This is a genomic window from Bradyrhizobium sp. 35 (assembly GCF_023073215.1).
Classification (GTDB): Bacteria; Pseudomonadota; Alphaproteobacteria; order Rhizobiales; family Xanthobacteraceae; genus Bradyrhizobium; species Bradyrhizobium canariense_D.
Map to the genome: position 1 here is coordinate 194,220 of NZ_JADPJC010000113.1, position 26,334 is coordinate 220,553.

The window sequence follows — 26,334 nt, forward strand, 5'->3', positions numbered from 1 at the left end:
CCATTCAGATCACTGCCGAAAGAAATGCCTTGGTACGCTCCTCGCGCGGCGCGCCCAACACATCGGATGCGCGCCCGTGCTCGATGATCGCGCCCTGGTCCATGTAGACGACGCGGTCGGCGGCCTCGCGCGCGAAGCCGAGTTCGTGCGTCACGACCATCATGCTCATGCCGCTCCGCGCCAGCTCCTTCATGACCGCCAAGACCTCGCCGACGAGCTCGGGATCGAGCGCGCTGGTCGGCTCGTCGAACAGCATCAGCATCGGCTTCATGGCAAGCGCGCGGGCAATCGCGACCCGCTGCTGCTGGCCGCCGGAGAGCTGGGCGGGATACGCGTCCGCTTTGGCCGACAATCCGACGCGCCGCAGCAGCTCGATCGCCTCAGCGCGCACCTCGTCGGATTTTCGGCCTTGAACCTGGAGCGGACCCTCTGTGATGTTTTCGAGCGCGGTCTTGTGCGGAAACAGGTTGAAGCGCTGGAACACCATGCCGGTTTTCAGCCGTTGCCGCCCGATTTCGCGCTCGCTGAGCCGATGCAGTCGTCCGCCCTGCTCGCGCACGCCCAGGAGCTCGCCGTCGAGCCAGATGCCGCCGCTGTCGATCGCCGCGAGCTGGTTGATGCAGCGGAGCAGTGTGGTCTTGCCCGAGCCGGAGGCGCCGATCAGACACATCACCTCGCCGGGCCAGACGTCGAGCGTGACGCTCTTGAGAGCCTGGAACTCGCCGAAATTCTTGGCGACGGAGCGAATCGCGACGAGGGGTCTTGTCATCGCGCGAGCCGCAATGTGCCGCGCGCAAAACGGCGTTCGAGCAGCATCTGGAGCGGCGTCAGGATTGAGACGACGAGCAGGTACCAGAGCCCGGCCACGATCAGGAGCTCGATCACGCGCGAATTGGCGTAGTAGATGTTTTCGGCGTTGTGCAGCAGTTCCGGATACTGGATGACGCTGGCGAGCGAGGTCGCCTTCACCATGCCGATGAACTCGTTGCCGAGCGGCGGGATCACCACCCGCATCGCCTGCGGCAGCACGATCCGGCGCAGCGCACGCAGGCGTCCCATGCCAATCGCCTGCGCGGCCTCATATTGCCCGATATCGACTGACAGCATGCCGGCGCGCATCACTTCCGAGGTATAGGCACCCTGGTTGATGCCGAGCCCGAGCAGCGCGGCAAGGAACGGCGTCATGACGTCGACGGCGCGCGCACTCCACAGGCCGGGAATGCCGATGGTCGGAAACACCAGCGCGAGATTGAACCACAGCAGCAGTTGCAGGATCAGCGGCGTGCCGCGGAACAACCAAGTGTAGCCGGCGGCAACGGTCTTCAGTACCGGGTTGGGCGACAGCCGCATGATCGCGACGACGACGCCAAGGAAGATACCGAGCGCCATCGCCAGCACCGCCATCACCATGGTGTTGACGATGCCCTCTATGATCACCTTTGCGGTCAGGAAGCGGCCGACATAAGACCATTCGATCTGGCCGCCCGCAAAAGCGCGCCCGATCAATGCAAGCACGAGGACGATCAGCGCCGCGCTGAGCCAGCGAAACCAGTGCGGCTCGCGCGCGACCCGCATTCCCGACAGATCGGGAAAACCCTCCGCGAGTGCCGGTGCCGGCTTCATTGCGGCGCCGCGTTCAGCATGGGCTGGGCGACCGCGTTGCCGCCAAGGCTCCATTTGTCGAGGACGGCCTTGTAGGAACCGTCGGCGATCATCGCGATGAGCTTCTCGGTCACCACTTCACGAAGCGCCGCATCGTCCTTGCGGAACATGATGCCCTGATAGCCTTTGGCAAAGGGCTCGCCGATCACGCGGTATTTGCCGGGTTCCTGCGTCTGCGCATAAGGCAGCGTCTCGCTGCCCTGTACGGCGGCGTCGATACGGCCCTGCTTGAGCTGGTTGCGAACGTCGATCGAGTTCTCGCCCGGCACGTACTGGATCGCCGGCTTGCCGGCCGGCTCGCAATTCTGCTTGCTCCACTTCTCGATCTCGACCGGGAAGCTGGTGCTGCGGGTGGTCCCGACCTTCTTGCCGCAGAGATCGGTCGCAGCCTTGGCTTCGTTCTCCGCCATCACGAAGAACTGCGGGCCGGTCCCGAGATAATCGACGAAATCTGCGGTCTCGCGCCGCGAGGCGCGATCGGAGATGCCGGAGATGATGAAGTCGGCGCGCCTGGTCTGGAGCGACGGGATCAATTCGGCGAACGGCGTCTCGCTCCAGACGATCTTCACGCCGAGGCGCTTGGCGAGCTCGTTCGCCAGATCGACGTCGAGCCCGACGAGCTCATTCGTTGCGGGATCGCGATATTCCATCGGCGCGTATGTCGAGTTGACCGTGAGCTTCAACGCGCCCGCCTGCTTGATCTCGGCCGGAAGCTCCGCCGCCTGCGCGGACGTGGCGGCCGTCAGCGCTGCGATGCCGAGGAAATACGAGAGGCGCGTCATATCGGCTCCTTTGCCAACGTTGCTGGAACGTCCTGTCAGTCCGCGTCGAGAACCGCGGGTTCGATGACGCCGGCGCGTTCGGTGATCACCCTGTATTGCTCCGGCCGCCGGTGCGCGGCGAAGTTGAACATCTTGTCCTTGCCCTGGCGGCAGAGGTCCAGATCGATATCGGCGACGATCACCTCGTCGGTCAGCGTTGCGGCCTGCGCGACGATGCGGCCATTGGGATCGACGATGCAGGAGCCGCCGATCAGCCCGGAGCCGTCCTCCTCGCCCGCCTTCGCCACCGAGATCGCCCAGGTCGCGTTCATATAGGCGTTGGCCTGCGTCACCAGCGTGGAGTGGAAGGTGCGCAAGGAGGCATCTTCCGTGCTACCGCCATTGGGATCATAGGCCGCCGAATTGTAGCCGATGCAGACAAGCTCGACGCCCTGCAGGCCAAGCACGCGCCAGGATTCCGGCCAGCGGCGATCGTTGCAGATCATCATGCCCATAATGGCGTGGGCCCAGGCCGAGCCGGCGCGGAAGGCCGGAAAGCCGAGGTCGCCATAGTCGAAATAGCGTTTCTCAAGCTGCTGGTAGCGCGCACCTTGTCGCGGCTCGACCGAGCCCGGCAGGTGCACCTTGCGATAGCGGCCGAGCAGCTCGCCGTCGCGGTCAACCAGGATGGCGCAATTGTAGCGGCGTCCATCCGGCGTCAGCTCGGCATAGCCAACATAGAAGCCGACGCGCAGCGCACGCGCACGGTCAAACAAGGCGGCGACGTTCGGGTTCGGCATTCCGCGTTCGAAATAATGGTCGAGCGCGTCGCCTTCGAGCAACCAGCGCGGAAAGAATGTGGTGAAGGCAAGCTCGGGAAACACCACGAGGCTGGCGCCGCGGCCGGCCGCCTCTTCCAGCAGCGCAAGCATCCGCGACAGCGTATGCTCGCGCGGATCGGCTTTTTGCGTCGGCCCCATCTGTGCGGCGGCAGCGCGAAGGACACGAACCAAGATTGCCTCCAATCTGTGCGCAGTGGCGCCTCAATGGGCGGATGAACCCTTTGATGCGACGTGCAAATCCGCGGCCATTACGCGGAAGCGGGGCTGCAAAATCAATTCGTTCTGCTATGATGTTTTGGCCCAGAGTATAATCGGCAGTGATATGAACCTGCGCCAGCTCGAGATTCTCCGCGCCGTCATCCGCCACCGCACCACGGTTGCGGCCGCCGACGAACTGGCGCTGTCGCAGCCTGCCGTCAGCAATGCGCTGAAGACGATGGAGGCGCAGGCGGGTTTTGCGCTGTTCGAGCGCGTCAACAACCGGCTGTTTCCGACCACGGAAGCGATGGCGCTCTACAAGGAGAGCGAGGCGATCTTCGCGCTGCACGCAAAGCTCGAGAACCGCGTGCGCGATCTGCGCGAGAACCGCTCCGGGCATCTCGCGCTGGTCGCGACGCCGCCGCTCGCCTACAGCATCATCCCCGCGGCGCTGTCAGGCTTCCTGCGCCGCCGCCCGGAGACGCGGGTGTTCTTCGACGTGCGGCGCTATGAGGGCATCATCGAAGGCGTGCTCAACCGCGTCGCCGAGCTCGGCTTCGCGCTCGGGCTGACACATCATCCGGGCATCGCCCATGAGGTGGTGCACACCGGCGAGATGGTCTGCGTGCTGCCGCCGCAGCACCCGCTCGCCGACCGGCCGGTGATCTCGGCAGCCGACCTGTCCGGCCTGCCCTTCATCGGGCTCGAGCGCGGCACGCGGCTTGGCGAGGCCGTGCGCGACAGTTTCGCACGCGCCGGCGCGCCGTTCCAGCCGACCGTCGAGGTGCGCTACTGCAACACGGCCTGCGTGCTCGCCGCCGCTGGCGTCGGCGCCGCGGTGGTCGATCCCTTCTCGCCACGGCAGAACGGCGGGACCGGCCTCGCCGTACGGCCGTTCGCGCCGACGACGCACGCCGTGGCCTATATGCTATGGTCGGAAGCCGAGCCGCTGTCGCGCCTGGCCAAGGCGTTTCTCAACGAGGTCCGGAAAGAGAGTGCGCTGCTGGAGCGCACAGCGCCACACCAACAACATGGGGCAGGAAGCGACTGAGCTTGACCTTTACCGGAGGGCACATGGCACGCATCACCATCATCGAGACCGGACAGGTCCCACAAAAATATTGCGAGCGCCACGGTTCATTCCCGGACATGTTCGAGCGCATGGTCCGCGCCGAGGATCCGACAGCTACGGTCGAAATCGTCAGCATCCCGAACGGCGATGCGCTGCCCGATCCGCGCAATTTGGAGGCGGTGCTGATCACCGGCGCGGCCGCCGGCGTCTATGACGGGCTCGACTGGATCGCGCCGCTGGAAGATTTCGTGCGCACGGCCTACGCCAACAGGACACCCATGGTCGGCGTCTGCTTCGGCCATCAGTTGATCGCGCAGGCGCTCGGCGGCACCGTGCGCAAGTCGGAGAAGGGCTGGGGCATCGGCCGGCACGTCTATCAGGTGCTGCCGGACAACGGCGTCGTTGACGGCGAAGCGGTCGCCATCGCCTGCTCGCATCAGGACCAGGTGATGGAGCCGCCCAACGATGCGCTGACGATCCTCTCCTCCGATTTCACCCCGCATGCCGGCCTGCTCTACGCCAACGGCGCGACGCTCACCCTGCAGCCGCATCCGGAGTTCGACGTGGAGTTTGCGCAAGTGTGCTGCGAGCTGCGCATCGGCAAGGCGCCGGAGGATGTCGTTGCCACCGCGAGGGAATCACTGGCGCAGCCGATGGATCACGCCAAGCTTGGTGGCGCGATTGCAAGGTTTCTGGCGAAGCGTACGGCAACGTAGTCCGCAGCTCTCGCCACGCAGACTCTTCCCTTCTCCCCTTGTGGGAGAAGGTGGCGCGAAGCGCCGGATGAGGGGTCTCTATCCGCGGATTCAATCGCGAGAGGTGCTCGCTGAGGGAGACCCCTCACCCGTCTCGCCGCTTCGCGGCGAGCCACCCTCTCCCACAAGGGGAGAGGGAAGAAAGCGACAAGCTCGTCTTGATAGGCCTCAGAACGGATCCGTCCCCAGCCCCACCACATCCGCAGGCCTCGGCCCCGGTGCCGGCCAGTGAAACCGCCGGTCCTTCTCCGCAATCGCGATGTCGTTGATCGAGGCCTCGCGGCGCCGCATCAGGCCGTGCTCGTCGAACTCCCACTGCTCGTTGCCGTAGGAGCGATACCACTGGCCGCTCGCATCGTGCCATTCGTACTGGAAGCGAACCGCGATGCGGTGTTCGTCAAACGCCCAGAGGTCCTTGATCAGGCGGTAGTCGTGCTCCTTCTCCCATTTGCGGGTGAGGAACGTGACGATGGCCTCGCGCCCCTGAAAAACCTCGGAGCGATTGCGCCAGCGGCTGTCCTCGGTATAGGCGAGCGAGACGCGCACCGGGTCGCGCGAATTCCAGGCATCCTCGGCCATGCGGGCCTTTTGCGCTGCGGTCTCACGGGTAAAGGGCGGGAGCGGCGGGCGCGACATGAGGGCCTCATCGGTTGGCGGGAGTGCAATCTATCGCCGCGCGCGGAGGAGTCGAGAGGCCGTCCGCTATCGCCCGATCACGAAATCAGATCAGCCTTCATCAAGGCGCGGATCGATTTCGGGATCGGCTGGGCACGTCCGCCGCTGATGAAGGCGACCTGCACCTCGGCTTTGACCAGCACGACTTCGCCGCGCCGCACCTCCTGCGCCAGCATGATGGAGGCGCCCTTCACGGCGACCGGCCAGGTCACGACATCGAGCACGTCGTCCATCCGGGCAGGCTTGAGGAAATCGAGATGCATCGAGCGCACCACGAAGGCGAAGCTTGCCTCTTCCGCCCCGGCCTGCTCGAACAATGCCTGCTGCTCGGCGCCCATCAGCCGCAGATGATTGGTCCGCCCGCGCTCCATGAAGCGCAGATAGTTGGCGTGATAGACGATGCCGGAAAACTCTGGCTTGCCAACATCGCAACACAGCGCCTTGATTTCATTGGGACGTTGGAGGGCTATAGCGTAAACAAGCGTAGATTTTTCGGCGCCCCTCCCATGACGAACCGCAGCGCCTTCGGGATACGTTGCGCTTTTCCACCGGAAATAGAGGCCACGCGCACGCGGGCCTTGACCAAAAGATCGTCCCCGCGCTGCATGCAGCAGGGTAATCGACGCGCCCTTCACCTCTGCGGGGACTGTGATGATGTCAAGCCGGTCGTCTAAGGCCGCCGGTTTTAGGAATCGATTGTCATTGAGCGGACAACGAAGGCAAAGCTAGGCGCGTCGTTCTGGGCGTTTTTGTAGTTCTCGCTGATGGTTCCGAGCAGGCGCAAGTAATTCGTTCTGCCGCGTTCCATGAAGCGCAAAAAGTTGGCGTGATAAACAATCTGTCCGGCGTCGGTATCTTCGAAATAGACGCGGACGTGCATGTGATGGCGGCCGTTGCGAATTTCACGTCAAGAGAAGCTGTCACAGTACGATTCATCTTATTGCTGTTCCGAGAACCAATCGTCTTGCACAGAGACGCCTTTCTGAGCAATCGCCCAAGCTTTTGGGCTCAGCTCCTGCAATCTGAAAATTCAGCGCCCTGCGTGTGAATCCTTCTCGACGAGTCTTTGACTCTCAGGTCAAAGTACTCCTGCACTTCGAGGAGTTCCAGCAGTTCCAGCAGTTCTTCGAGGGTCGGCTTATCGTTCAAGCACCAACTCCGCATCCTTGTAGCGAAGATGGCGAGAAGCGGCCCTTCACGCGCACCACCGGGTTCACAGGCACTTGCGTGAGCATGTGCTCCCAGGCTGCGGCATGAACTGCCTCGGTCTCTCAGGACGCATCGCCGTGATTTCCGGCGGTTGCGGCGACATCGGCCGAGCCGTGCGCGAGCGGCTAATCTCCTTAGGCGCGAACTAAGCTTGAATCTGATGCTTCGCCTCGCTGGTCAATTTGAAGGCACATACGACGCCTTCGCGGACAACGAAGGAATTGGGTTGGACGCGTCGCGTGCAAGACGTCGTGATTCGCGCCAATCTCCGCCTCGTCCGCCCGGATCGGCTATTCAGCCCACAGTCAATGGCCGTGCACTGGACGAAGTTCTGGTGGAACGCGAACTAGGCTATGTCAACGAACTTCCACGCTGAAGGCATCGCCACCTGTCCAAATGACCCTCTCATGCCATGTGTTACCGAGTGGGTCCGGGTCCACATCGATGCGGGTTGCCACATCATAAGGTAGTGTCTTACATATGCTGAGCGAAGCTCGGCAGCTTGCACACGTAGTCAACTTCCATTTTAGACCCCTGAACCCATGCTCTCTTGCAGAGTCGGTGAACCGGGCGTACCGCTGAGGTTGATGTGAAGATCAAAAAGAACTCGTTGAGTGTCGGCGGGACGTGCTCGAGTAAGCCGCCACTTTCGCCCGTGTTCAGCACGAGACAGTTGCCGCCGAGACTGCCGTCAACGGTCATGTATTTTGCTTCAAGCGGAGGATTGAATGGGACGCGACGGCCCCCGTCCTTTGTAGTGTCTGTGACCACGATCGAGCCTCGCCGGACTTAATCTCTTAGAGAGCAACAATTTTGGTCGCCCTTGCCCGACGAACTCAGCACGCAATGGAACGAACAATCTCGCTTCTCACCGGAGTATGTCGTCTCGGCTTCCGATCGGAGCATTTCGTACGCAATACTTGACGATGCGCCTTTCGGACGTCTAGCTCTGATTGTAACATTATACCGATGTCGATTGATGCAACTCTCAGCGCATTCACGCTGAAATCTCGCGTTTACCCCCCTTTCGTCGGCTGATTCCAGCGCATGCGCGCGCCTGCTGACGCAGCAGAATGCCGCTTTGGTCGGCGGCACCGTTACCGGCAAGGCCCATCTTCCTGGATCCGAGCCGTCAAACAGAATGTTCTGAAGATCGATCGTGAGCGCGAGCAACCTGTTCAGGAAACTCGTGATCGGTGGCAGGTCATCCCTGAGACCATTAATGTCCGTGAGCTTCAGGCCGGTCGCATCCTCGAACCGCTCGAGCGAGCAGCCCTCGACCTTGCCGCCCGCCACCAGCGTGTAGAGTTGGCGCAACGCGTCGCGGCCCTACTGGTTTTCGAGATTGTCCTCTGGCCGGAATAGACCGTGCCCTCCGGTCTGACGTTGTCCGCGCGTGATCGCTCGCAACGTATCGAGCCGGCGGGCGATGGTGCTGAGAAAGCGCTTTTCGGCCTTCACGTCGGTCGCGAAGGGGCGAAACAACGGCGGCTGCGCCCGGTTCGTCCGCTTGGTGCGGCCGAGCCCCTGGATCGCGGCATCGGCCTTCCAACCGGGCTCGAGCAAATAATGACCCGCAGGCGACGCTTCCGCGCCGACAGCTCGGCATGATAGCTCCTCCCCGTGCCGCCCGCGTCGGAGAACACGAGGACCCGCTTGACGTCGTCCATGAACGCCGAGGGTCTCGGCGAGGTTGGCCGAACCGGCGCGGTTTTCGACCACCAGCCGATCGCCCTTGCGCACGATGCGGCGTGAGCGGCCTGTGACCTCCGCGACCATGTCAGTGCCGAAGCGCTGGATCACCTGATCCAGCGCGCCCGGGACCTGCGGCAGCCACGGGAGCTTCTCGATGAGGCGGTCGCGGCGAGCGACGGCCTACCGGCTGTCGACCGGTTGGCCGTCGCGATAGACGGGTCGAGAGCAGAGATTGCCCTCCTGATCGGTGAAAGGCTCGTAGAGCTGCACCGGAAAGGCCGGCGCTCCATCAGTGCCTCGCCGGTCGAGACGAGCTGGATGACAGCGGCATGGCCAGCGTCAAGATCGCGTTCGATCGAGTGGATCAGCGACGGCGTCTTTATCGAACACGATCACAGTGGCCTTGCCAAGCTGCAATCGGCCATGTTGCTCCAGGGCCGGCAGCAAGGTCGGGATCATCACCTTGAGCCGCTTGCCGCATACGCGACGGCGGCGTGCCGAGACTATCAGCCATCAACAATTGCAGAAGGTCCCCGCCGCCAGGACGATAGCGCAGCTGATGATGACTAAGCCGACCACCTAACTAAGGCCGAGACCGTCACGCTTGCCGTCATCGAACAAAACTTTCCTATGCTGGCCGATGCCCAAGCTCTCCAGGCGATCATCCGAAGGAGGCCGAGATGGAGCTCGAACCTCGGATTGATGAATCCAAGCGGAGCCTCATTGCCTCGTTCGCGAATGGGATCGCCAACGATAAGGGCGCGGTGCACGCCGCTATTACGCAACCATGGTCCAATGAAGCTCACATCGCCAAGCTCAAGCTGGTCGAACGGCAGATGTACGGGCGCGCTAAGCTCGATCTTCTTCAGGCTAGGCTGATTGGCGCGCCATAAAAACAATCACGATCATCGAATATGCGTCAGAGCCCCGATTGGATGCGATTACCCCGAACACTGGTTTGACTAGGTCGCAACAGAAGCTTAATGACTTGATTTCAGTGGGGCGCTGGAAGCCAAAAGCTTGAACTAAGCGGCAGATCTATCGAAGCCCTTCCATAGCGAGCCGCAGCGACTTCGGGATGCGCTGCGCCTTTCCGGCTGAAATAAACGCCACGCGTACACGCGCCGTGACAAGGAGATCGTCTCCGCGCCTGCATTCCTGCAGCAACGCAATCGACGCTCCCCTCACCTCTTGCGGGACTGTGACGACGTCAAGCAGGTCATCCAAGACCGCCGGTTTTAGAAAATCGATCGTCATGGAGCGGACAACGAAGGCAAAGCCGGGCGCATCTTTCTTGGCTTCTCTGAGTAGCGCTTGCTGAGTGGTTCCGAGCAGGCGCAAGTAGTTCGTTCTACCGCGTTCCATGAAGCGCAAAAAATTTGCGTGATAAACAATCTGACCGGAGTCAGTATCTTCGAAATAGACGCGGACCTGCATATGATGGCCGCCGTCGCGAATTTCACCATCAAGAGAAGCTGTCACAGTGCGGTTTCCTTACTGCCGTTCTGGGACGAATTGTCTTGCACAGAGGCGCGTTCCGCAGCAAGTGCCAATGGGTTTGGTGCGTGCAGGTTGAGGCTGCCTGGCGCAAGGGCGGTCGGAGACCGGTTGCTTTGCGAGAAGCCGGCACCCCCCTATCCAGATTTCGGGCAAGTCCCGCACGCACGGATGGTTTGCAGAGCTCTTATCGCTGCTCAGCAATCCCCGAGGACCGAGGTCGCCCCACTGGCAAGCGCCTTGATCTCCGCGTACATCTCCGCTTCGCAGGCCAAAGTCGGGATTGCCCGGCAGTGCGGATTGTTCAGCAAGCAGTCCTATTCCGCGAATCCTACCATTCTTAGCAATTGTTAAACTCCGGCCGGTCAGCCATCGCGGCTGGATATTCCAGCTGAGATGGTCATGGAGATCGATGAAACCGGGCAGAATGATCCACGGTACCTTGACCGAAGAGTCGGCCGCGCCGATGCTCTGCGCCCGAGCTCGTCGCTCGGTACGACACGCACCGCGCCTGGCAAGTCCGCGCCGAGCGCTGCCAATAGATCGAAGTCGCTCCGTGGCCACCGCGCCGCAAGAAAGCGACGAGTTCATTTGCATATCCGTCACGTGCCGGGACGCTGCCTTCATGAGCCGGGCGATTCGGTCGTAAGGTGGCCGTTGGAGCAGATGCTCGAGTTCGGCATGAGAGGCCGCCAACGTCATTCAACATTCCGCGTTGTCGTGTTCAGCCGTGTCCGGCTGAAGACGTTAATGTCCGGGACCAGACACTGAGGCGCGAGTATTCCGTCGGTGGACACGAAGCACATGGTTTTGCCCTCTTCAAGCCAGGCTCGCAAATGTCTTTAGTGGCACGTGTATTGCTGGGACACCGTAAATGGATCCGCACGACCATGACGATCTCGCATTCGCCGGCCCAGGAGTTCAAATGAAACTTGCTCGACTCAATGCCTTGGACCTGCGCTATTGAGTGCGGTCCCGCCTAAAGCTTTGCCGCGTCCCTCGCGGGTGCCGCTGTCGTTCTTCGCGTCGGGTAACTCTCAAGACCACCAGACACTACTAGCATTGAGCGCGCTTACTCCCGAGCAAATCCGAACCAGTGTGACACGTTTGGGCGGCTCAGTGTCGAATGCATGCAGCGGCATGCGAATGTTGGCGTCGGACCGGGAGGAAACCAAATCAAGCTTGGTCTCGAGCAATGGCCGCTTCCTGTCGAAGAGGGGAACGGACAGAAGTTGTTCAATGGCACCCTGGAGCAGATCGAGCTCGGCGCCCGACCCGGCGCGGGTCACACTCGAAGGTGGAACACCATTTTCTCCAGCAGTATTCGCACTCCTCAGCCCCTGAAGTCTTTCTCGGTGCCGTTTCGCAACGCCCGAAGGACATTCGGCCACGGCATCTGTCTTCCTCGCCGAACCATAATCATCCCGCGTGTCCCCGAGCGGATGGCGACACTCGGTCTGCTCTACGGTGGTTGCGTCGAGTAGGAGCCGACAAATCCGCGTCTGATCGAATTGCACGACTTCAGTATCGAGCCCGAGCTTAAGAGCGCGATGTGACACGAGCAACGAAGCTGCCATCGGGCCTTGCCTTCACAAGAAAGCTAGAGGAGTTTAAAAAAATGCGTGCGCCGTCCTATTCCGAGGCCTTGGAATTCGCGATCGACCGCTCGTACGACATTAACCTTGACATGTTGAGGTCACGGAATTTGCACCTTGACATGCACAACGATTATCTTGTCGGCACATATCCGCCTCTCAAGGCAATGGGCGACCTGAATGCCGAAAAGTTGTTGCTTCAGGTTTCGTCGTCAATCGATCTCTATTTTCACATCCCCTTCTGTGATCAGTATTGTACCTTTTGCCACTTCGCCAAGGAAATCAATCCATCTTCCGGGCGAGTGGAGCGCTATCTGGCGGCTTTAGATAAAGAGATGAGTTGGTCGGACGCAGCGCTCGGTGGCAGAGCTGTTGAGACTGCTTTTTTTGGAGGCGGCACTCCCTCGTTCTTAACCAACCGTCAACTCGAAACGCTATTTGGCATGATTAGCCGGCGCTTTGACTTGTCTAAGTCGGAAGTGAGTTTCGAATTGCATCCCTCTCTTGCAAAGCAAGCGGACGCTGCAGATCGCATATCCACACTGCTTAGAGCCGGCGTAAACCGCTTCGTATTGGGCGTTCAGAGTCTAGATCCGAGCATTTTACGCATATTGAACCGCGGGCACCACGTGGACGAGGTAGTACAACTAGTAAAGTTACTGAATGAGATGGGCGTTCAGAATCTGTCGCTTGATCTCATGTATGGGTTGCCGCAGCAAACGCTCCGGAGCTGGTACGACTCACTTATCGGGTTACTGGATATGGGAATAGAGAAGTTCAATGTATTCCCATTGATGTTTAAATCTACAGACCCCGTAGCCCGCCATTTGGCTAGGGGACGATATCAATTTGCCGGGGCTAAGGAGCGCATTATCATGCATTTTATGGCCGAGCACATCCTCACGAAACTCGGCTATCGCCATGGGCCGATTTTCTATTGGAGTAAGCAGTCGCAGCCGCACTCAATTCAACAGAGCCGCAAATACGATTCCTGGAACGACAATAATCTGGTCCCGTTTGGGGTTTCCGGGTTTGGTTACATGAGCCAGTGCCAGTTCTATAACGAGGCAGATTTAGATCGCTACCTATATAGGGTTGAGGCGGGCGAGAAGCCTGTGTGGAAGGGTGTTGTCCTGTCGCAAGATGATCTCATGCGCAGAACGGTAATGTTTGCCCTGCGTAGCAGTGGGGTGTTGCTCTCCCGCTTCGAGCGGGAGTTTGGGGTTTCCATCGAGAAATGCTTTGGCCGCGAGCTTGAACTCTTGAATGAGGCAGGACTCATCTGCATTTCGAACGGCCTGCTTTCGCTAACTGCCGCCGGCACTATCAATTCGGGCGCCGTATCGCTGCTATTTTTCTCGAACAATATACTCGAGCGGGTCGCGTACAACGACAGTAGGATAATAGACAAACGAACTGATCTGCTCGAAAAGCACGATTACTCACCGGCCGCACGATACGGGTCAAGTGCCGAAATGCAAGTTGCGTTTCGATGAAGTCGCGTGCGCGCTCATTTATGGTCGCTCCTTTTTCCGGTTCCACCCCGCAAGGCTCGCCCTGCCAGGCGGAGGACATATTTTCGCATCTGTCCGATAGCATTGATCGCCGGCACCGAGAACGCCCGCTTGGGCTTGTCAGCAATTTTGTCGCCGATCAACTGCCGCACTGCATTGCGGAGATCAAATGCAGTGAACGACCAGATGAAGCGGTTAAGGCTCTTGGGCGTAATATCAACGCGATGATTGCGGAGGCGGACTATGAAGCGCAGCTGCTAAGTCTGCCGCAGTCGGACTTCGAGATCGCTAAGACAGACATCCAATATCTCGTAAATTGTGCTTATCAGATGTCTGCGTTTGCCGGCCTTCATCCCGTGGACGCCGAGCTGACGGTGGGAGAGGTACTGATCCGCCTTGCGCGCTCGACTTGTCAACGGCGGCCTGGCATTGAGGTCCTCTCCTATGAAGATATGATCCTTACGAATCCGCTGCAGAACGATCCACGCGTATACTGCCTCGGCGCGGCCGGCGTCGAGGAGCGAGATTTTTGCTTGGGCCACCAGATCATCGAGAGCGGATTGCAGTCAGCAATGGACGCTCTGCTCAAGTTGCGTGATGTGGCCGACGTGGATGCGGGGCAATGTCTTGCGACATGCCTGGAGCGCCTTGAGTCAGCAAACAATGTTCTGACGCGCTTTTATGAACATATGTCGCCGGATTTATTTGGCCAATTTCGTGTGTTTTACGGAAAGAATCCTTATAAGAATACGCTTGGTCCAAGCGGCCGCTTCTCGGCCCGTATTGTGGCGGTCTCGGTGCTACTGGTCGGTGAAGAACTCTTCCACCACAAACCGCAATTTTATAGGGATCTGTACCGGCTGTCCGAATATTATCCGCAGAGATGCATTCACGAGGTATTCCGCTGGCTGTCGTCAGGCAAAGGGAGTGCACCGCTCAAGCCAGGTTGGCTAAAGGGGAAAGCGGACTTTCCCAGGGTTGCGACCATTTCGCCAGTCGTGGAGCATCACGGCGGCGAAATCGGAACGCTGCGCACGTCCTGTGTTTGTGCACTGGATCGGTTTACCCGGATGCATCGTAGTACGGCCTTAAAATATACGGTTGAGCCGGGTCGTCCAGTTGTCGGAGTTGAGGTATCGGAAAGTGTTGAGGCTGTCCTTTCTCAGCGGCTGTTGACAGAGGCGCGCCCGTAAGCCGACGGTGGTCTCTGCGTGGCTAAAAACAAAGGCGCAGGCGTCCGCCACCGGTCGAGAGGTAATAGTCGATGTCTCAAGACGAACTGATCCTTCGTCGGTTCGAGTCCGGGGATAGCGATGATGCATGGCATCTGCACAGAAGCGCATCGCAGGATGTTGGTGTGTGTGGCCCGGAAGGGGCTTGGGAGGATGATTTACGCAATATCGGGGAAGTATACATCGCCTCGGGCGGTGACTTCGTAGTTGCGCATATTGGTCCCCGGTTCGCTGCCATGGGTGGGCTGAAACCTTTTGATGATGATGTCGCAGAACTAAAACGTATGCGGGTCGACCCCGTCTTTCAGCGACGAGGGTTTGGAAGGAGGGTTCTTCGTGAATTGGAGTCGCGAGCTGTTGCTCTCGGTTTCAAGTGGATAATGCTCGATACAACAACGATCCAAGTAGGGGCCCAAAGACTTTATGAGAGCGCTGGCTATGTTCGCCGCAGGGAAGGGATGTTGCACGGATATGCAGTGATCTTCTACGAGAAGCGGCTCATTTGGCCAGGAATGACCCCCGCTGAGCAAATGAGGTTGTGAGACCGGACAATCCAGTGAAACTCTACGGACGCGCAACGAGCACAAATTCAATCACTTGCCCCCTGACTAGCCGAAATGCCCAATCTCGCTCCTTGGGAATGACGTGGAATGCGCTCAGATAAAACCGTATCATCCGCGAGGACTTTCTCATTGAGCTTCGCGAGATCTGCGATCGGAATGAATCGTGTCACTGTAGCTGACAAGGACGTGAAGGTTTCGCGACCGATAGGCCTCGAACGCACGCACAAACTCACGTCTGGCCGAGCCAGCGTTGCATTCAAAACGAGAGCTGATACGGTGTGCCAGCGGCGGATAGGCGAAGACGCTCTGGAGGTGTCGTGGGCTCGCGACGTGAGCCTTGCCAGCCGGCATACAAATCCACCTCGATTCAACCGCAACATTCTGTTGCGTATGGAATCCAAAAGTCCGCTCTTGGCGATGCGGGGTGGTGGATGCACGGGCGCGTCCAATCGCCCCTACCAGCTTGTGGTGGTCGCCCTTCCAGATCGTGATGCTACTCGGGCGTATCGACCGGTTGCGTGCCGTAGCGCTCGCAGGCTCTCAACCAAGGACCCAGCTCGCACCCTTCTGGATCACGATCGAGTACCAAACCTGCATCAAGCAGCTGCGGATCGGGTCTCACCAGCTTCGTGGTGCTCACGCCCGTATTCGGGTCAACTGCCATTCGGTAGTCTCGTTCAAGCAGCTCTCGCAGGCGCTCGATGCGAGCGAACCGGAATGGATGGACCGGTTTAATCATCGGGCCAGGCTCCTCGGGTCGAATGCGAACAATTGGATGATGAAAATGACGGCGGGCGACGGGTTACGTTCATGAGTCGAGCTGTCGGTTCTCCGCCGAATGCCAGTCCGCGCCGTAGAGGCGGATCATCTCCCGACGGGACCGCTCTATGAAGATGCGCTCAACGCAAAAGCCGGCTGTCACTGAAGCCGCCAGCGCAAGGCCGCAGACCATATAGTCATTCATGAAATTCCAAAACATGTTGCAGCCGCCAACTCCCACAAAAGTAAGTGCCATGACCGTATTGCGAAATGCCTTAACCAGTCGTCCGTGAACAAGGCTCTAAGCGATTGAGCAGGAGTCTCTTTTTCGGATTCGAGGCGGTTTGAGATTGCAGGGAATGGGAGGTTGAAGCCGCCAAACCCTGCAATTTTCGTTTGTGGATTCCCTTTCCCTGCGGACCATGATTCTGTGGTGCATCGGAGGGAACGATGCGGCCGAAGAAGCACAGGACGACGGGATCGAACGATCTGTTCCGGGCGCGGCTGGACCAGATCATCAACATGAAGCACGAGTTGGTTCTGCTTGCCGGCAAGATCGATTGGGACTGGATCGACGGCGAGATCGCGCCGCTCTACAGCGAGAACGGCCGGCCGGGGATCGAGACCCGCTTCATGATCGGGCTGTTGTTGCTCAAGCATATCTACGGGCTGTCCGATGAGGGGGTGTGCGAGCGCTGGGTCCACGACCCTTATTTCCAGTTCTTCACCGGCGAAGAGTTTTTCCGGCACGCTTTCCCGCACGAACGCTCGGACCTGAGCCATTGGCGCAAGCGGCTCGGCGACAAGCTGGAGCTGCTGCTGGCCGAGAGCCTGCGGGTGGCGCACGAAGCCGGCGCCTTACGCAGCCAGGACCTCAAGCGCGTCACGGTCGACACCCACGGTGCAGCCGAAGGCCATCACTTTCCCGACCGACGCCAAGCTGCTTCATGCGGCCATCCAGGGCCTCAACCGCCTGGCGAGAAGGCACAGCGTCAGGCTCCGGCAATCCTATTCTCGCGTGGCCAAGGCCGCTGCGATGATGGCGGGCCGCTACGCCCATGCCAAACAGTTCGGGCGGCATCAGCGGCAGTTGCGTATCCTGCGCAGCCGGCTGGGCCGGATCATCCGCGACATCCGTCGCAGGATCGAGGGCCAGCCAGCCCTCGAGGAGGCATTCGCCCTTCCGCTTGGCCGAGCCAGCCAGATCCGCTCCCAGCAGCAGCGCCAGCGCGGCTGGAAGCTCTATTCCTTTCATGCCCCGGAGGTGGAGTGCATCGGCAAAGGCAAGGCCTCAGCCCCTTACGAGTTCGGCGTGAAGGCCTCCATCGTCACCAACAATCGCCGAGCTCCCGGTGGCCTGTTCGTACTGCATGCCAGCTCGCTGCCCGAAAATCCCTACGACGGTCACACCTTGCGGAACGTCATCGACCGGACCGAGACGCTCACCGGATGTCCGATCGAGCGGGCCTATGTCGACAAGGGATACCGCGGCCACGATGCTCAAAATCCACGTCGCGTCTTCATCTCCGGCCAAAAGCGCGGCGTCTTCGGCGTCATCAAGCGCGAGCTGCGCCGCCGCTCCGCCATCGAGCCCATCATCGGCCACATGAAGACCGAAGGTCACCTCGGTCGCTGCTACCTCAAAGGCCGTGCCGGAGACGCCGCCAACGTCATCCTCTCAGCCGTCGGCCACAACTTCCGCCGCATCCTAGCCTGGCTCAGAGAACTCTTGTGCCTGTTCCTGGTCCGACTATGCCGCGTGCTGGCCGGTCCAGCCCCGCTCAATTCGCCTTCTTAACGGACGACTAACCATGTTGCCCCCAGTCAGTGGGAACTTTACCATTGCAACCATGGCGATTAGCAGCGTTTGTCCTTGTTAGGCGCCGTCTTTCTGCTCGAGCGGCCTGGGTCCGCGCGCGCTGTCGACCGCCGGCGCAGCTCATTCGATCGCGTCGGAGTCCTGGCGCGGATTGCCCGATCCGATACAGCTCGTGGACAATGACCTCTACTCTCCGCATCTCCTCCGACGACCACAGGGGTGGCACATCAAAATAACCGAGCACCGGCTCGGCGCTCGGCCGCCCAGGCGAACCGATTCGAGGATGAGAAGCGCCGAGGGCTCGACAGGGTCGGCTACGCCGCGATCCAGCGTGATTTCGGGTATATGCGCCGCATTCCTATGCCGAACGCGAGATAATGGCAGTGAATATGACCTCAAGTTGTATCACGCTAGATGATCCACGTTGCGACCTTTAAGTGACCTCTTTTGGGGCTTCAATATGAAGAGACTTCTGGGACTCTTGCTGCTCGCCCATTCCTTCTTCCTTTCCGCCGAGGCCATCGCACAGGGGCTTCCTGCCCCCTCGTACTGGAAGAATGAACGAGGTTCAGAACTTTTTGTTTGGTCCGCCAATAGCGGGGCAATACAAGGGACTTTCACAAACCATGCTCAAGGGTTTGCGTGCCAGGGCATTCCATATCCTGCATCGGGAGCCGTTAGCCCTGCTGGCTTGTATTTTGTTGTTACCTTTGCCCAGTGCAATTCCTTCACCCGGTGGGTTGGAAAGCTCAACGGGTCTCAAATGCCGACCTCATGGACGCTGTTCTACGTTGACAAGAACGGCAAGCCCGGCAAGTTGAAGGGTGCCGATACATTCACGCGCGTATGGTAGTTTTCAATCTTCTTGCTCTGTCGTGACCTTTGATTGGAAACTCACTCTCGCGAGTTTTTGGCTGCGTCTCTTCGGGAAATGTGGGCTCGCCTTCGTGGAGCACTGGCCTGTCCAGGATCAGCTTCGATGCTGGACAGCCGGCAAGTCGTGCCGAACGGCCCGGGAAAAACATCAAAGGGCCTCTCCCCAAATCCGAAAGGACATTTGAATTTGCGTCCGAATCGCGGGACGATCCGTGCACTACCGTTACTTTTCAGGTCCTTCTTTTGAAGCCGAGCGCGGGCTCCGGCAGATGCCGCTAACATCTGCGGCGGTCGCGTTGCTTGAGTTTGGTTGACGACGTGAATTTTCAGCTCTCGATACCCAGAATTCTCACACAGCGCGATTCGCAGGCTTCGCCGCCGGAAGTAGCCAAGGGCGCGCTCAGTCTAACCGTTCCACGAAGCTGCTTTCTATTGCCGGTTCATGTTGCGCGGCGACAAGATCGCACGTTGGCAACGAGTACGGACTTGATCCCTCTCTAGCCATTAGGTACATCCCGTCATTTGGAATTGGAGATACTTAGTGACGACTGGCATCGTAAAGTGGTTAAACGCGACCCAGGCTATGGATTTATCAAGCTGGATAATGGCGGAGCCGACGTTTTCGTGCACATAGGGCGGTCGAGAAGGCCGGCTATACCGATCTTGCAGAGGGGGCCTTGATCAGGTTCGAGATCAATACTGGCAGCTCAGGCGAGGTGTCCGCAGAAAATCTGCATACAGATGATTCGCGCTATCAGCTACATGATGCGTCAACAGTGATTCGCCTAGGGCGTCAGCATTCTTCGCGCTTACATGCCTCGATCTGACTTCGGCGAAACACTTCAGAGTCGGCAACCTGGCATGAAGGCGCACATCAGTGCTAATACGCGATCTCGTGTTTTTTCAAAACCATTGTATTTCTCATGTAAGAAGATACGCAGCCGCAAGATCTTCGATTGCGGCCCCAACAGACTTGAAGAGAGTGATCTCTTGCTGCGAAAGGCGGCCAGACTTCAAACCATTGGTTAACTCATGAAGATCCCCACAAATCATTGAGGCGTCCCACCGGCCACCCGCAATCGGCTGGAGCAGATCACCGGCTTTTTTGGGGGCACCCGCATAGTATCTACGAACACGGCGGCTGCGGCAAACAGCATCGTCGTCGGTATCACGCATTTCTGGTGTGAATGCGCCGACGAGATCGAGATGTGTTCCTGGCCTGAGGTGCTGGCCTACGATCAGCGGCTCACGTGACGTGGTGGCGCAGCTAACGATGTCCGCCACCGAGAGAGCGTCCGTCAGATCAGCAGCCGGTTTGGCCTTGAGACCCTGATGCTCAAGCGTGTCCGCGAGAGCTTGGACACGTTGCGCATTGCGTCCCCAGACCAGCACGGCTTAATCGGCCTAACTGCGCGATGGGCAACGGCCAAATAGGAGGCGAGCAGGCCGGTTACAATCAGCAGCAGCGTGCGGCTGTCGGGGCGTGAGAGATGTCGTGATGCGAGCGCGGAGGCGGCGGCTGTACGCCGATTAGTGAGTGTTTCGCCATCGATCATTGCGCGCGGCCGGCCGGTTGCCGTCGAACAGCATGTAAAGCGAGGAAAGGCAGGGAGACCGCATGCCCCGCTCTTCGGAAACACGGTCACCAGCTTCACGCCGAGTGCCTTGCCCCGCTCCCAAGCCGGCATTGTCAGGAGACGACCTGGGCTTGCAGCGGTACCAACATTATAGCTCTGCCGCACTGGCATCGCTTCTCCGTCGCGCCGGACGGCTTCGCTTAAGGCATCGATCAACCTTGGATAGTCGAGGCCGGCATCTACCTCTGGGGCGGAGAAATAACGCGACATGATTTCCTCGTTTTCATGCGAAGTTCGGACGAGTTTAGCACCCGTCGCTCCGATGACAGCACGGTCTATACCGCCGCCCCAAAGAGAGGCCGTCGCCAGCGTTTAGAATTCCGTGTGAAGCTCGACTGAACGTACAGAACACAAGAATCGCTCGCCTCGTAGTAACAGATCGAGGTCAATGGCCGCCAGAGCGCGAAGTTGAGTCATGAGCATGCCGATGACAGTCCCATACTTGGCGAACTTGCTTGGGTAATCAGAACCGGGTCTCCATTAGGTGAACAAGTTGGGACCCCGCGATGTAGAAGGCTTCCCGCGCGGCACGAAAGCGTTGCGGTTCAACGGCAGTGACCGGCAGCGGAAGATCGTTCTCCGCGATCTGCCCCAGAACGTACGAAGCCAACACACTGCCAAAGACTGTGCCAGGTGCGATGCCGCGACCGTTGTAACCGCTGAAAGCAACGACGTTGCGGTCGAGCTCGTGAAAGCGCGGCAGGTTGTTCGAGGTCATTCCAATCATGCCGAACCAGCCGGTTTCAAACTCGACATCCTGAAGTCCCGGAAACAGCTTGCGCAACGATCTCAGAGCCCATGCCCGGTGAACGGATGCGCCAATACCCTCAAGGGCACCAACACTGCCAAACACGAGGCGCCCGGAGCGATCCAAGCGAAATGAAGAGAGGACCTCTCGAGTGTCCCACGCTCCCTGCCGTTCAGGCAGGATCGACTTCCTCAGACCATCCGGCAGAGAACCTGTAGCAAAGTTGAAGTAGGGCAGATGGATCTGCTCCTGCCGTACCTGCGACCAAAGTCCTTTACCATAGGCATCCGTCGCAACGATCACCCATTCCGCATCTACCGATCCGCTTTCTGTGCTAATCCTCCAGCGCAGGCCGTTGTGTTGCGCAGTAACAGCCTCGCTCTGTGTGAATATCCTGGCGCCCGCTGCAAGCGCGGCTCTCGCTAGACCGTGCACATAGGCCAGCGGCTGTATCGTCCCGGCGCGCTTATCGAGCAGCGCCCCGCTGTATTCGCCACCGCCCACTTTCCTGCGTGTCTCCTCTGCATTTAGCACTACGACAGGGGCGCCACGCTTCTGCCACTGTTCGGCGCGGGCCTCGATCTCTTGCAAGCCCTTACGTCCGACGGCACAATGCAGGGTACCGGCACGTTCCACTTCACATTCGATGCCATGCTTTTGGATGAGGTCGAACACCTTTTGCGGTCCACGGCCGAGTTGTTCAATCAACCGTTCGCCGAAGGGGGCGCCGAGCGTATCCGGAAGGGTGTCAGGCATCACCCACATGCCCGCGTTAACCAGACCGACGTTCCGGCCCGAACCGCCGAACCCAATTTCGGACGCCTCCAACACCGCGACGCGCGCCCCTCCTTCGGCGAGATGAAGTGCAGACGACAGCCCGGTATATCCAGCGCCAATCACGATCACATCCGCTGCGGTGTCACTGGCGAGGGGAACAGTGTCTGGCGCCGGTGGCGCGGTGAGAGCCCACAATCCATGTGATGCTGAATTGTTTCGCATCCAGAAATCCTCCTACTATTCTTGCTTCTTGATCAGCCCAGGTGGTGCTGCAATCAGTGCCGCGCCTAAGGGTCAAGGATGGATACCATTTCGTCGATATGTGCATCGATCCGTTCGAGAACCTGCCCAGGCACGACGTCGCGTTCTGGAAGAACTGACCACTTGTCGCGCACGGCCGCCGCGGTCTCAGCTACAGCCGTCACCACTGCCCCCTCTGGAAGACGGCTGCGGTTCGCGAAATTGCGCCAGCGCTCTGGAGTCAGGGGCTTGAATGACTTTTCGCCCGCAAGGCTCAATGCTAGACCATCTTTCGGGATATACGAAATTGTTGAGAGCACGTCGTAGATTGGCGCCAACGTAGGCCTCCGTCCGTCTCCAGGATACAGTAACGACCAATTCTTGAGATGCATGTCGCCATTGCCCGTGATCGCGGTGAGCGCAAGACGACGGACAAATTCGATCGCGGAATCGAACGAGACACCGCTGTTCAGCGCGGCCGCGATATTGTGATACGCCGCACCGGTATATTTCTCGGACGGATAGCGGCCGAAGACCTGTGCAAAGTCCTCCATATGCACGCGCGCTGCATCGCCACCGCGATCGAAGCGACGGACAAGAAGCACTTTGCCCGTGGACATGGTGTTAAACTCTTCCGGAATGCTGGCGAAATCCGTCTTTTCGACGAGCTCACGTGCAGGCACTTCCATCCCTAGCGCTTCCGCTAACGCTAGGATCGCGAATTCGTTTTCCGAAAGCCCAATGTGGGTGAGGGAGGGAAATTTCGCGATGTACTGCCCTTGCTCATCGTCGACGGCGAGCGTGATCCCCCCTTCTTTTCCGGTATTTTTGATGACGGAGAGCTTCATCTGGACACCGGCGAGCGAAAAGCGCGCCTTCTTCTTGCCTTCTGATTCTGGCCCGGCCGGAACGGGAACGCCGTCGCTCGGCAACGCTCGTACCGCTCCCGGTAGATTTGTCCCCAGTGCTGCCAAGAGATCGAAGTCGTTTCCAGGTCTTACTGACGCTGCGTGGTGCTTTTCCATTGCTTCGCGCAGTTTCTCTTCGGGCAGCAAGTTCGCGAAGAACGGCGGCAGCGCGCCGCGTATGGGTTTGGGATCCCGGCGGAGGCTGCCATCCGCCGAGCGAAGCGACAGGCTGAAGATCGGAGGGTCGTTCAAGCTCCGATACGCGGGCAAGAGATTGAATGCGCTGTAGTCGCCCGGCGTTCGCACGAGCGTGCCGACGGCAAGATCGTTTAATGAGATGTCGAGCGATTGGATACGTTCAGCCGCGAGGACAGGGTTATTCATGCTCCTCCTCAACATCTGACGTGAACGCAGGATGGTCATCATCGCCCGTAGCTGGCTGCAGCATTGATTGAATAGCCGGTACCATCGCTTGCGGAATCAGCATCATTTCCATGCCAAGGGCGCGAGCAACGTTGACGAGTGTCGTTGCGCGCGCTGCAGCGGCACCCGTTTCAATGTCGCGATAGCGGGGCCTGCTAATGTTCGCCCGGAGGGCGACTTGCTCCTGGGAGAGGCCAGCAGCCCTTCGCGCTCTGCGAAAGTGTAGGCCAAGTTCCTCGAGCAGCGGGTTTGGAGCCGAAGCCATGATATGTTCTCGGATCATTAACACCGAAATGATATGTAAACAGATCACACATCGCAGTCAAGCGAAACGTAAACAGATCTTCTTATCGACAATGATGCTTAAACATATCTTGTTCCAGCGGCAATGTCGTCTGAACTGTTGACCCTGCTGCCAGAATGGCCCTTGGGGCTAATGCGCCTGACGCGATGAAGGAGCCAGATCTTATCGCCAGGTTGACACAGATTCCCATGGCGCTCGCGTGCATTGGCCGCATAGGAATGGCCGCCAGCGAACGAACCGGATCCTGGAACGCGGTGCGTCGCTTTTATGGAACGCCAGTTGAAAGCGGTCGGTAGATGGATCATCGAAGTTCTTCCATGACGCGCCGTCCTAGTGGCGTCGTGCCGAGTCGTTTCCGTGAGGCGCCTTTGGCGCCAAGCAAGTCCGTATTGCCAAATCAATTCCGATGTCCGCCGGCCCGCCTCGATGTAGCTACGAAGCGTCGAACTACCTATCAATTCGTTTTTCATTCTTCGACATGCTTCCCACGACGGCCAATAGCCTGCGGGCGTGACCGGGCCGCTGACGTGGCCACTCGCAGGGCCGCAATGCGAGCGGAGTGGTCTCGGCTAGTACCAGCAACTTTTCTTCTATTCGCGTTGATATCCAATCCTACGACGCGCAATTAACGTGTTCCTATGCAACATCAACCGGAGCATGATGGTCAAATCGGCGGCACTCGACAGGGAAAGTTCGACGACTGCGTTGATTCTCTTGACGTCCCCGCCCAAGAAGCGACCAGGCGAATACACAAGAGCCTCGCTCGCTTCAATCGTGAGAGTTGACGATGGGCCACTTGAAGGAGACGCTCCGCACCATGAAGCGACCTCGGAAGAATCGCGGCATGCCGCCGCCCGCGACGTTCGATATCGATTCGCTGCCGGGCAGCTCAAACTTAACGGCATTAGAAACGGCCGCCGTGATCCGGCGCACGCCTGGAGCCCTGGAGCTATGGCGGCGCAATCCGAACCACCCGCTGAAATGGCGCTACATCGATGGCCGCCCGCTTTACCGAGTTGATGCGGTGCGCGACTATCTGGCCGGACGCGATGAGACAACTAAGTCGTCGCAGCCGCATAATGCTCGCGAAGACGGCCAAGCAATTCGGCCTTGATGGGATCGAGCGGATTCGTCCGCTGCAGGCGCACGACCTTGCCTCCCCGTTTAGCGCCGACCAACTCCGCGATGTAGTCATGAGCAGCTTCGAACGCCATCTTGCGGATGATCCACTGTTCGTCGTGATTGTAGACCTGATCGATCCCGCGCGGCTTTTGCCCGACACACAACCGCTGGATTTCGTTGTCATAGCCGCAGCGTGACATGATGGTTCGCAAGCTGCGCCTTAAGTCATGCATTGTGAACTTGGCGACACCCGCTTCCTTGACCAGGCGGTCGACCAAGTTTGTGAAGCCCGATATCTGGCCGCCGGTCTTCGGTGACGGGAAGACATAGTCCGACGTCGCACGCTGGAAATGTTTTGCGGCCGTAAGCACCTCGTCAACGAGGTGGGTACGCGGCACGTCGTGGTAAACGCCCATCTTGGTCCATGCTGCCTCGAAAGTGATGCGGTCATCCATGACGTGATTTTGCCACTCGATCATGGCTGGCTCGCTGCGGCGCGGGCCGCCAAGTAGGCACATTCGTGTCAATAGCCCAAACGTCCCAAGCTTGCCGGATGCGTGCCAGACTTTGATGATCTCCTCGTCGGGCAGCGCCCGGCCCTTCGTTCGGCGCCCGACCCGCTGCGCGCGCGTCTCCTTGGGCACGCGATAGCCGGCGAGCACGTTGTGCTGGACGTAGCCTTCGCCGACGCACCATTCGAGGAACGTGTGCGTGTGCTTGCGCAAGTCCTTTGCTGCGCCGCGCTTGCCGGTCTTGCCGATCCTGTCCACCGCCGCCATGATTTGCCGTCGCGTGAGCTCGGCGATGGCGAGGTCGAAATGATCTTTCAGACCGCGTCGGAGTGCCGACATAGCCGGTTTCCAGTTGACGACCTGGCGCCCGGTCAGGGACATTTCGTAGGGGCCATCTTCAACGATCAAGGTCGCCAGTGTCGTGCACTGCCGCTCGGCCAGCGCTTGCCGCTTCGCCTCGCGCTTGCCCTCATTGGGATCGATCCCAATGACCACCTCCCCAGCGACGACGGTGGCGGCCCTGCGCGCGGCCTTGTCATTGAATTTGGGCCATGCACCCAGCGTCTTGCGTTGGGTGCCTTTCGTCCCAGGCTTTGTGAACATGAAGACCCAGGTCCTGCCACCCGTCGCGCGCATCCTGATCGCGAGCCCCGGCTGCTCTGTGTCGTGCAGATAGTGCTGCGATTTGCCCGGCGGCAGCGTCGCCGCACGGATGGCCGCGTCAGTGAGTCTCAGGTAGTTCGTCGTTCCTTCAGCTCTGAGAGATTCTTTACTCTTTTCCATCGTTTGTGCTCTCGCTCCTTGCGCCCTGAGACGGGTCGCGGCGATCCTAGAAGAAATGGACCACAAGCCATTGCCTTCGCGTTCCCAGTTAATGTGCCCTAAGGGAAATCCTCTGAAGGGCACAGCAGGGACATACGACATGTGGTAAGGCCAACC

At 59.5% G+C, this 26,334-nt stretch carries 23 protein-coding genes and 4 pseudogenes; 10 read left to right on the top strand and 17 right to left on the bottom strand.

Annotated elements, in window-relative coordinates:
* Positions 1-4 precede the first annotated feature (4 nt).
* The 4 genes from IVB36_RS24115 to IVB36_RS24130 are packed head-to-tail and all read right to left on the bottom strand — an operon-like array spanning position 5 to position 3,436.
* The gene (locus tag IVB36_RS24115; RefSeq protein ID WP_018453744.1) at positions 5-769 is read right to left on the bottom strand and encodes an amino acid ABC transporter ATP-binding protein; all 765 of its coding nucleotides are present in this window, start codon (positions 767-769) and stop codon (positions 5-7) included.
* The gene (locus IVB36_RS24120; RefSeq protein WP_018453743.1) at positions 766-1,623 is read right to left on the bottom strand and encodes an amino acid ABC transporter permease; all 858 of its coding nucleotides are present in this window, start codon (positions 1,621-1,623) and stop codon (positions 766-768) included. The genes IVB36_RS24115 and IVB36_RS24120 overlap by 4 nt, the downstream gene beginning before the upstream one ends.
* Complete coding sequence (locus IVB36_RS24125) at positions 1,620-2,444, bottom strand: ABC transporter substrate-binding protein (RefSeq protein ID WP_247294020.1); 825 nt, start codon at positions 2,442-2,444, stop codon at positions 1,620-1,622. Before IVB36_RS24125 ends, IVB36_RS24120 begins: the two co-directional genes overlap by 4 nt.
* A gap of 35 nt (positions 2,445-2,479) precedes the next feature.
* Positions 2,480-3,436 carry an N-carbamoyl-D-amino-acid hydrolase gene (locus IVB36_RS24130; protein ID WP_083926347.1) on the bottom strand — a complete coding sequence of 319 codons (957 nt, stop codon included), beginning with the start codon at positions 3,434-3,436 and terminating at the stop codon, positions 2,480-2,482.
* A 151-nt stretch (positions 3,437-3,587) separates the two neighbouring features.
* Between IVB36_RS24130 and IVB36_RS24135 the strand changes: the two genes are divergently transcribed.
* Together IVB36_RS24135 and IVB36_RS24140 are read left to right on the top strand one after the other, a co-directional pair.
* The gene (locus IVB36_RS24135) at positions 3,588-4,514 is read left to right on the top strand and encodes a LysR family transcriptional regulator (protein ID WP_018453740.1); all 927 of its coding nucleotides are present in this window, start codon (positions 3,588-3,590) and stop codon (positions 4,512-4,514) included.
* A gap of 23 nt (positions 4,515-4,537) precedes the next feature.
* A complete protein-coding gene (locus IVB36_RS24140) occupies positions 4,538-5,251 on the top strand; it encodes a type 1 glutamine amidotransferase (RefSeq protein WP_018453739.1) in 714 nt (237 codons plus the stop codon).
* Positions 5,252-5,458: 207 nt separating this feature from the next.
* Here IVB36_RS24140 and IVB36_RS24145 read toward each other — a convergent pair whose 3' ends face one another.
* From IVB36_RS24145 to IVB36_RS40545, 5 genes and pseudogenes are all read right to left on the bottom strand, one after another.
* Positions 5,459-5,926: a nuclear transport factor 2 family protein gene (locus tag IVB36_RS24145; RefSeq protein WP_018453738.1), complete on the bottom strand. Its 468-nt coding sequence runs from the start codon at positions 5,924-5,926 to the stop codon at positions 5,459-5,461.
* Positions 5,927-6,003: 77 nt separating this feature from the next.
* Positions 6,004-6,435, bottom strand: coding sequence for a YbgC/FadM family acyl-CoA thioesterase (locus tag IVB36_RS24150; protein ID WP_247393260.1), 432 nt, complete (start codon positions 6,433-6,435; stop codon positions 6,004-6,006).
* Positions 6,432-6,845: pseudogene (locus tag IVB36_RS24155) on the bottom strand (YbgC/FadM family acyl-CoA thioesterase). The gene IVB36_RS24150 and the pseudogene IVB36_RS24155 overlap by 4 nt, the downstream one beginning before the upstream one ends.
* A gap of 128 nt (positions 6,846-6,973) precedes the next feature.
* Positions 6,974-7,114: a hypothetical protein gene (locus IVB36_RS24160; RefSeq protein WP_247337642.1), complete on the bottom strand. Its 141-nt coding sequence runs from the start codon at positions 7,112-7,114 to the stop codon at positions 6,974-6,976.
* A gap of 849 nt (positions 7,115-7,963) precedes the next feature.
* Positions 7,964-8,953 (bottom strand): annotated as a pseudogene (locus tag IVB36_RS40545) (strawberry notch C-terminal domain-containing protein).
* A gap of 596 nt (positions 8,954-9,549) precedes the next feature.
* On the opposite strand from IVB36_RS40545, the gene IVB36_RS24175 reads away from it, so the two are divergent.
* Positions 9,550-9,762 carry a hypothetical protein gene (locus tag IVB36_RS24175; protein WP_247393237.1) on the top strand — a complete coding sequence of 71 codons (213 nt, stop codon included), beginning with the start codon at positions 9,550-9,552 and terminating at the stop codon, positions 9,760-9,762.
* Positions 9,763-9,907: 145 nt separating this feature from the next.
* Here the strand turns inward: IVB36_RS24175 and ybgC are convergent, their stop codons facing one another.
* Positions 9,908-10,351 (bottom strand): tol-pal system-associated acyl-CoA thioesterase, encoded by a 444-nt coding sequence (gene ybgC, locus IVB36_RS24180; protein ID WP_026232585.1) that lies wholly within the window; start codon positions 10,349-10,351, stop codon positions 9,908-9,910.
* A gap of 1,633 nt (positions 10,352-11,984) precedes the next feature.
* On the opposite strand from ybgC, the gene IVB36_RS24185 reads away from it, so the two are divergent.
* The 3 genes from IVB36_RS24185 to IVB36_RS24195 all read left to right on the top strand — a co-directional run bounded on the left by IVB36_RS24185 (position 11,985) and on the right by IVB36_RS24195 (position 15,249).
* On the top strand, positions 11,985-13,457 hold the full coding sequence (locus IVB36_RS24185; RefSeq protein WP_247393238.1) for a coproporphyrinogen-III oxidase family protein: 1,473 nt from the start codon (positions 11,985-11,987) through the stop codon (positions 13,455-13,457).
* Positions 13,454-14,668, top strand: a complete 1,215-nt coding sequence (locus IVB36_RS24190; RefSeq protein ID WP_247393239.1) for a hypothetical protein — start codon at positions 13,454-13,456, stop codon at positions 14,666-14,668. Before IVB36_RS24185 ends, IVB36_RS24190 begins: the two co-directional genes overlap by 4 nt.
* Positions 14,669-14,739: 71 nt before the next feature.
* Positions 14,740-15,249, top strand: a complete 510-nt coding sequence (locus tag IVB36_RS24195; RefSeq protein WP_026232583.1) for a GNAT family N-acetyltransferase — start codon at positions 14,740-14,742, stop codon at positions 15,247-15,249.
* Positions 15,250-15,763: 514 nt separating this feature from the next.
* Here the strand turns inward: IVB36_RS24195 and IVB36_RS24200 are convergent.
* Positions 15,764-16,009, bottom strand: coding sequence for a hypothetical protein (locus tag IVB36_RS24200; RefSeq protein WP_247282434.1), 246 nt, complete (start codon positions 16,007-16,009; stop codon positions 15,764-15,766).
* A gap of 470 nt (positions 16,010-16,479) precedes the next feature.
* Here IVB36_RS24200 and IVB36_RS24205 point away from each other — a divergent pair.
* The 3 genes and pseudogenes from IVB36_RS24205 to IVB36_RS24215 form a co-directional block, all read left to right on the top strand.
* Positions 16,480-17,827: pseudogene (locus tag IVB36_RS24205) on the top strand (IS5 family transposase).
* 481 nt (positions 17,828-18,308) lie between these two features.
* The gene (locus tag IVB36_RS24210; protein ID WP_039798703.1) at positions 18,309-18,701 is read left to right on the top strand and encodes an avidin/streptavidin family protein; all 393 of its coding nucleotides are present in this window, start codon (positions 18,309-18,311) and stop codon (positions 18,699-18,701) included.
* A 564-nt stretch (positions 18,702-19,265) separates the two neighbouring features.
* Positions 19,266-19,458: pseudogene (locus tag IVB36_RS24215) on the top strand (cold shock domain-containing protein); the annotation flags it as partial.
* A 187-nt stretch (positions 19,459-19,645) separates the two neighbouring features.
* Here IVB36_RS24215 and IVB36_RS40550 read toward each other — a convergent pair.
* From IVB36_RS40550 to IVB36_RS24235, 5 genes are all read right to left on the bottom strand, one after another.
* Positions 19,646-20,116, bottom strand: a complete 471-nt coding sequence (locus tag IVB36_RS40550; RefSeq protein WP_346731063.1) for a hypothetical protein — start codon at positions 20,114-20,116, stop codon at positions 19,646-19,648.
* Positions 20,023-20,571: a hypothetical protein gene (locus IVB36_RS40555; RefSeq protein WP_346731064.1), complete on the bottom strand. Its 549-nt coding sequence runs from the start codon at positions 20,569-20,571 to the stop codon at positions 20,023-20,025. Before IVB36_RS40555 ends, IVB36_RS40550 begins: the two co-directional genes overlap by 94 nt.
* Before the next feature lie 253 nt (positions 20,572-20,824).
* Complete coding sequence (locus IVB36_RS24225) at positions 20,825-22,108, bottom strand: FAD-binding oxidoreductase (protein WP_247393242.1); 1,284 nt, start codon at positions 22,106-22,108, stop codon at positions 20,825-20,827.
* Positions 22,109-22,173: 65 nt separating this feature from the next.
* A complete protein-coding gene (locus IVB36_RS24230) occupies positions 22,174-23,418 on the bottom strand; it encodes a type II toxin-antitoxin system HipA family toxin (RefSeq protein ID WP_247393244.1) in 1,245 nt (414 codons plus the stop codon).
* The gene (locus IVB36_RS24235; RefSeq protein ID WP_026232580.1) at positions 23,411-23,722 is read right to left on the bottom strand and encodes a helix-turn-helix transcriptional regulator; all 312 of its coding nucleotides are present in this window, start codon (positions 23,720-23,722) and stop codon (positions 23,411-23,413) included. The genes IVB36_RS24230 and IVB36_RS24235 overlap by 8 nt, the downstream gene beginning before the upstream one ends.
* 826 nt (positions 23,723-24,548) lie before the next feature.
* On the opposite strand from IVB36_RS24235, the gene IVB36_RS24240 reads away from it, so the two are divergent.
* Positions 24,549-24,875, top strand: a complete 327-nt coding sequence (locus IVB36_RS24240; RefSeq protein ID WP_083926328.1) for a hypothetical protein — start codon at positions 24,549-24,551, stop codon at positions 24,873-24,875.
* On the opposite strand, the gene IVB36_RS24245 is transcribed toward IVB36_RS24240, so the two are convergent.
* Complete coding sequence (locus tag IVB36_RS24245; protein WP_247393262.1) at positions 24,820-26,178, bottom strand: integrase arm-type DNA-binding domain-containing protein; 1,359 nt, start codon at positions 26,176-26,178, stop codon at positions 24,820-24,822. The two genes, IVB36_RS24240 and IVB36_RS24245, sit on opposite strands and share 56 nt — an antisense overlap.
* Positions 26,179-26,334 lie beyond the last annotated feature (156 nt).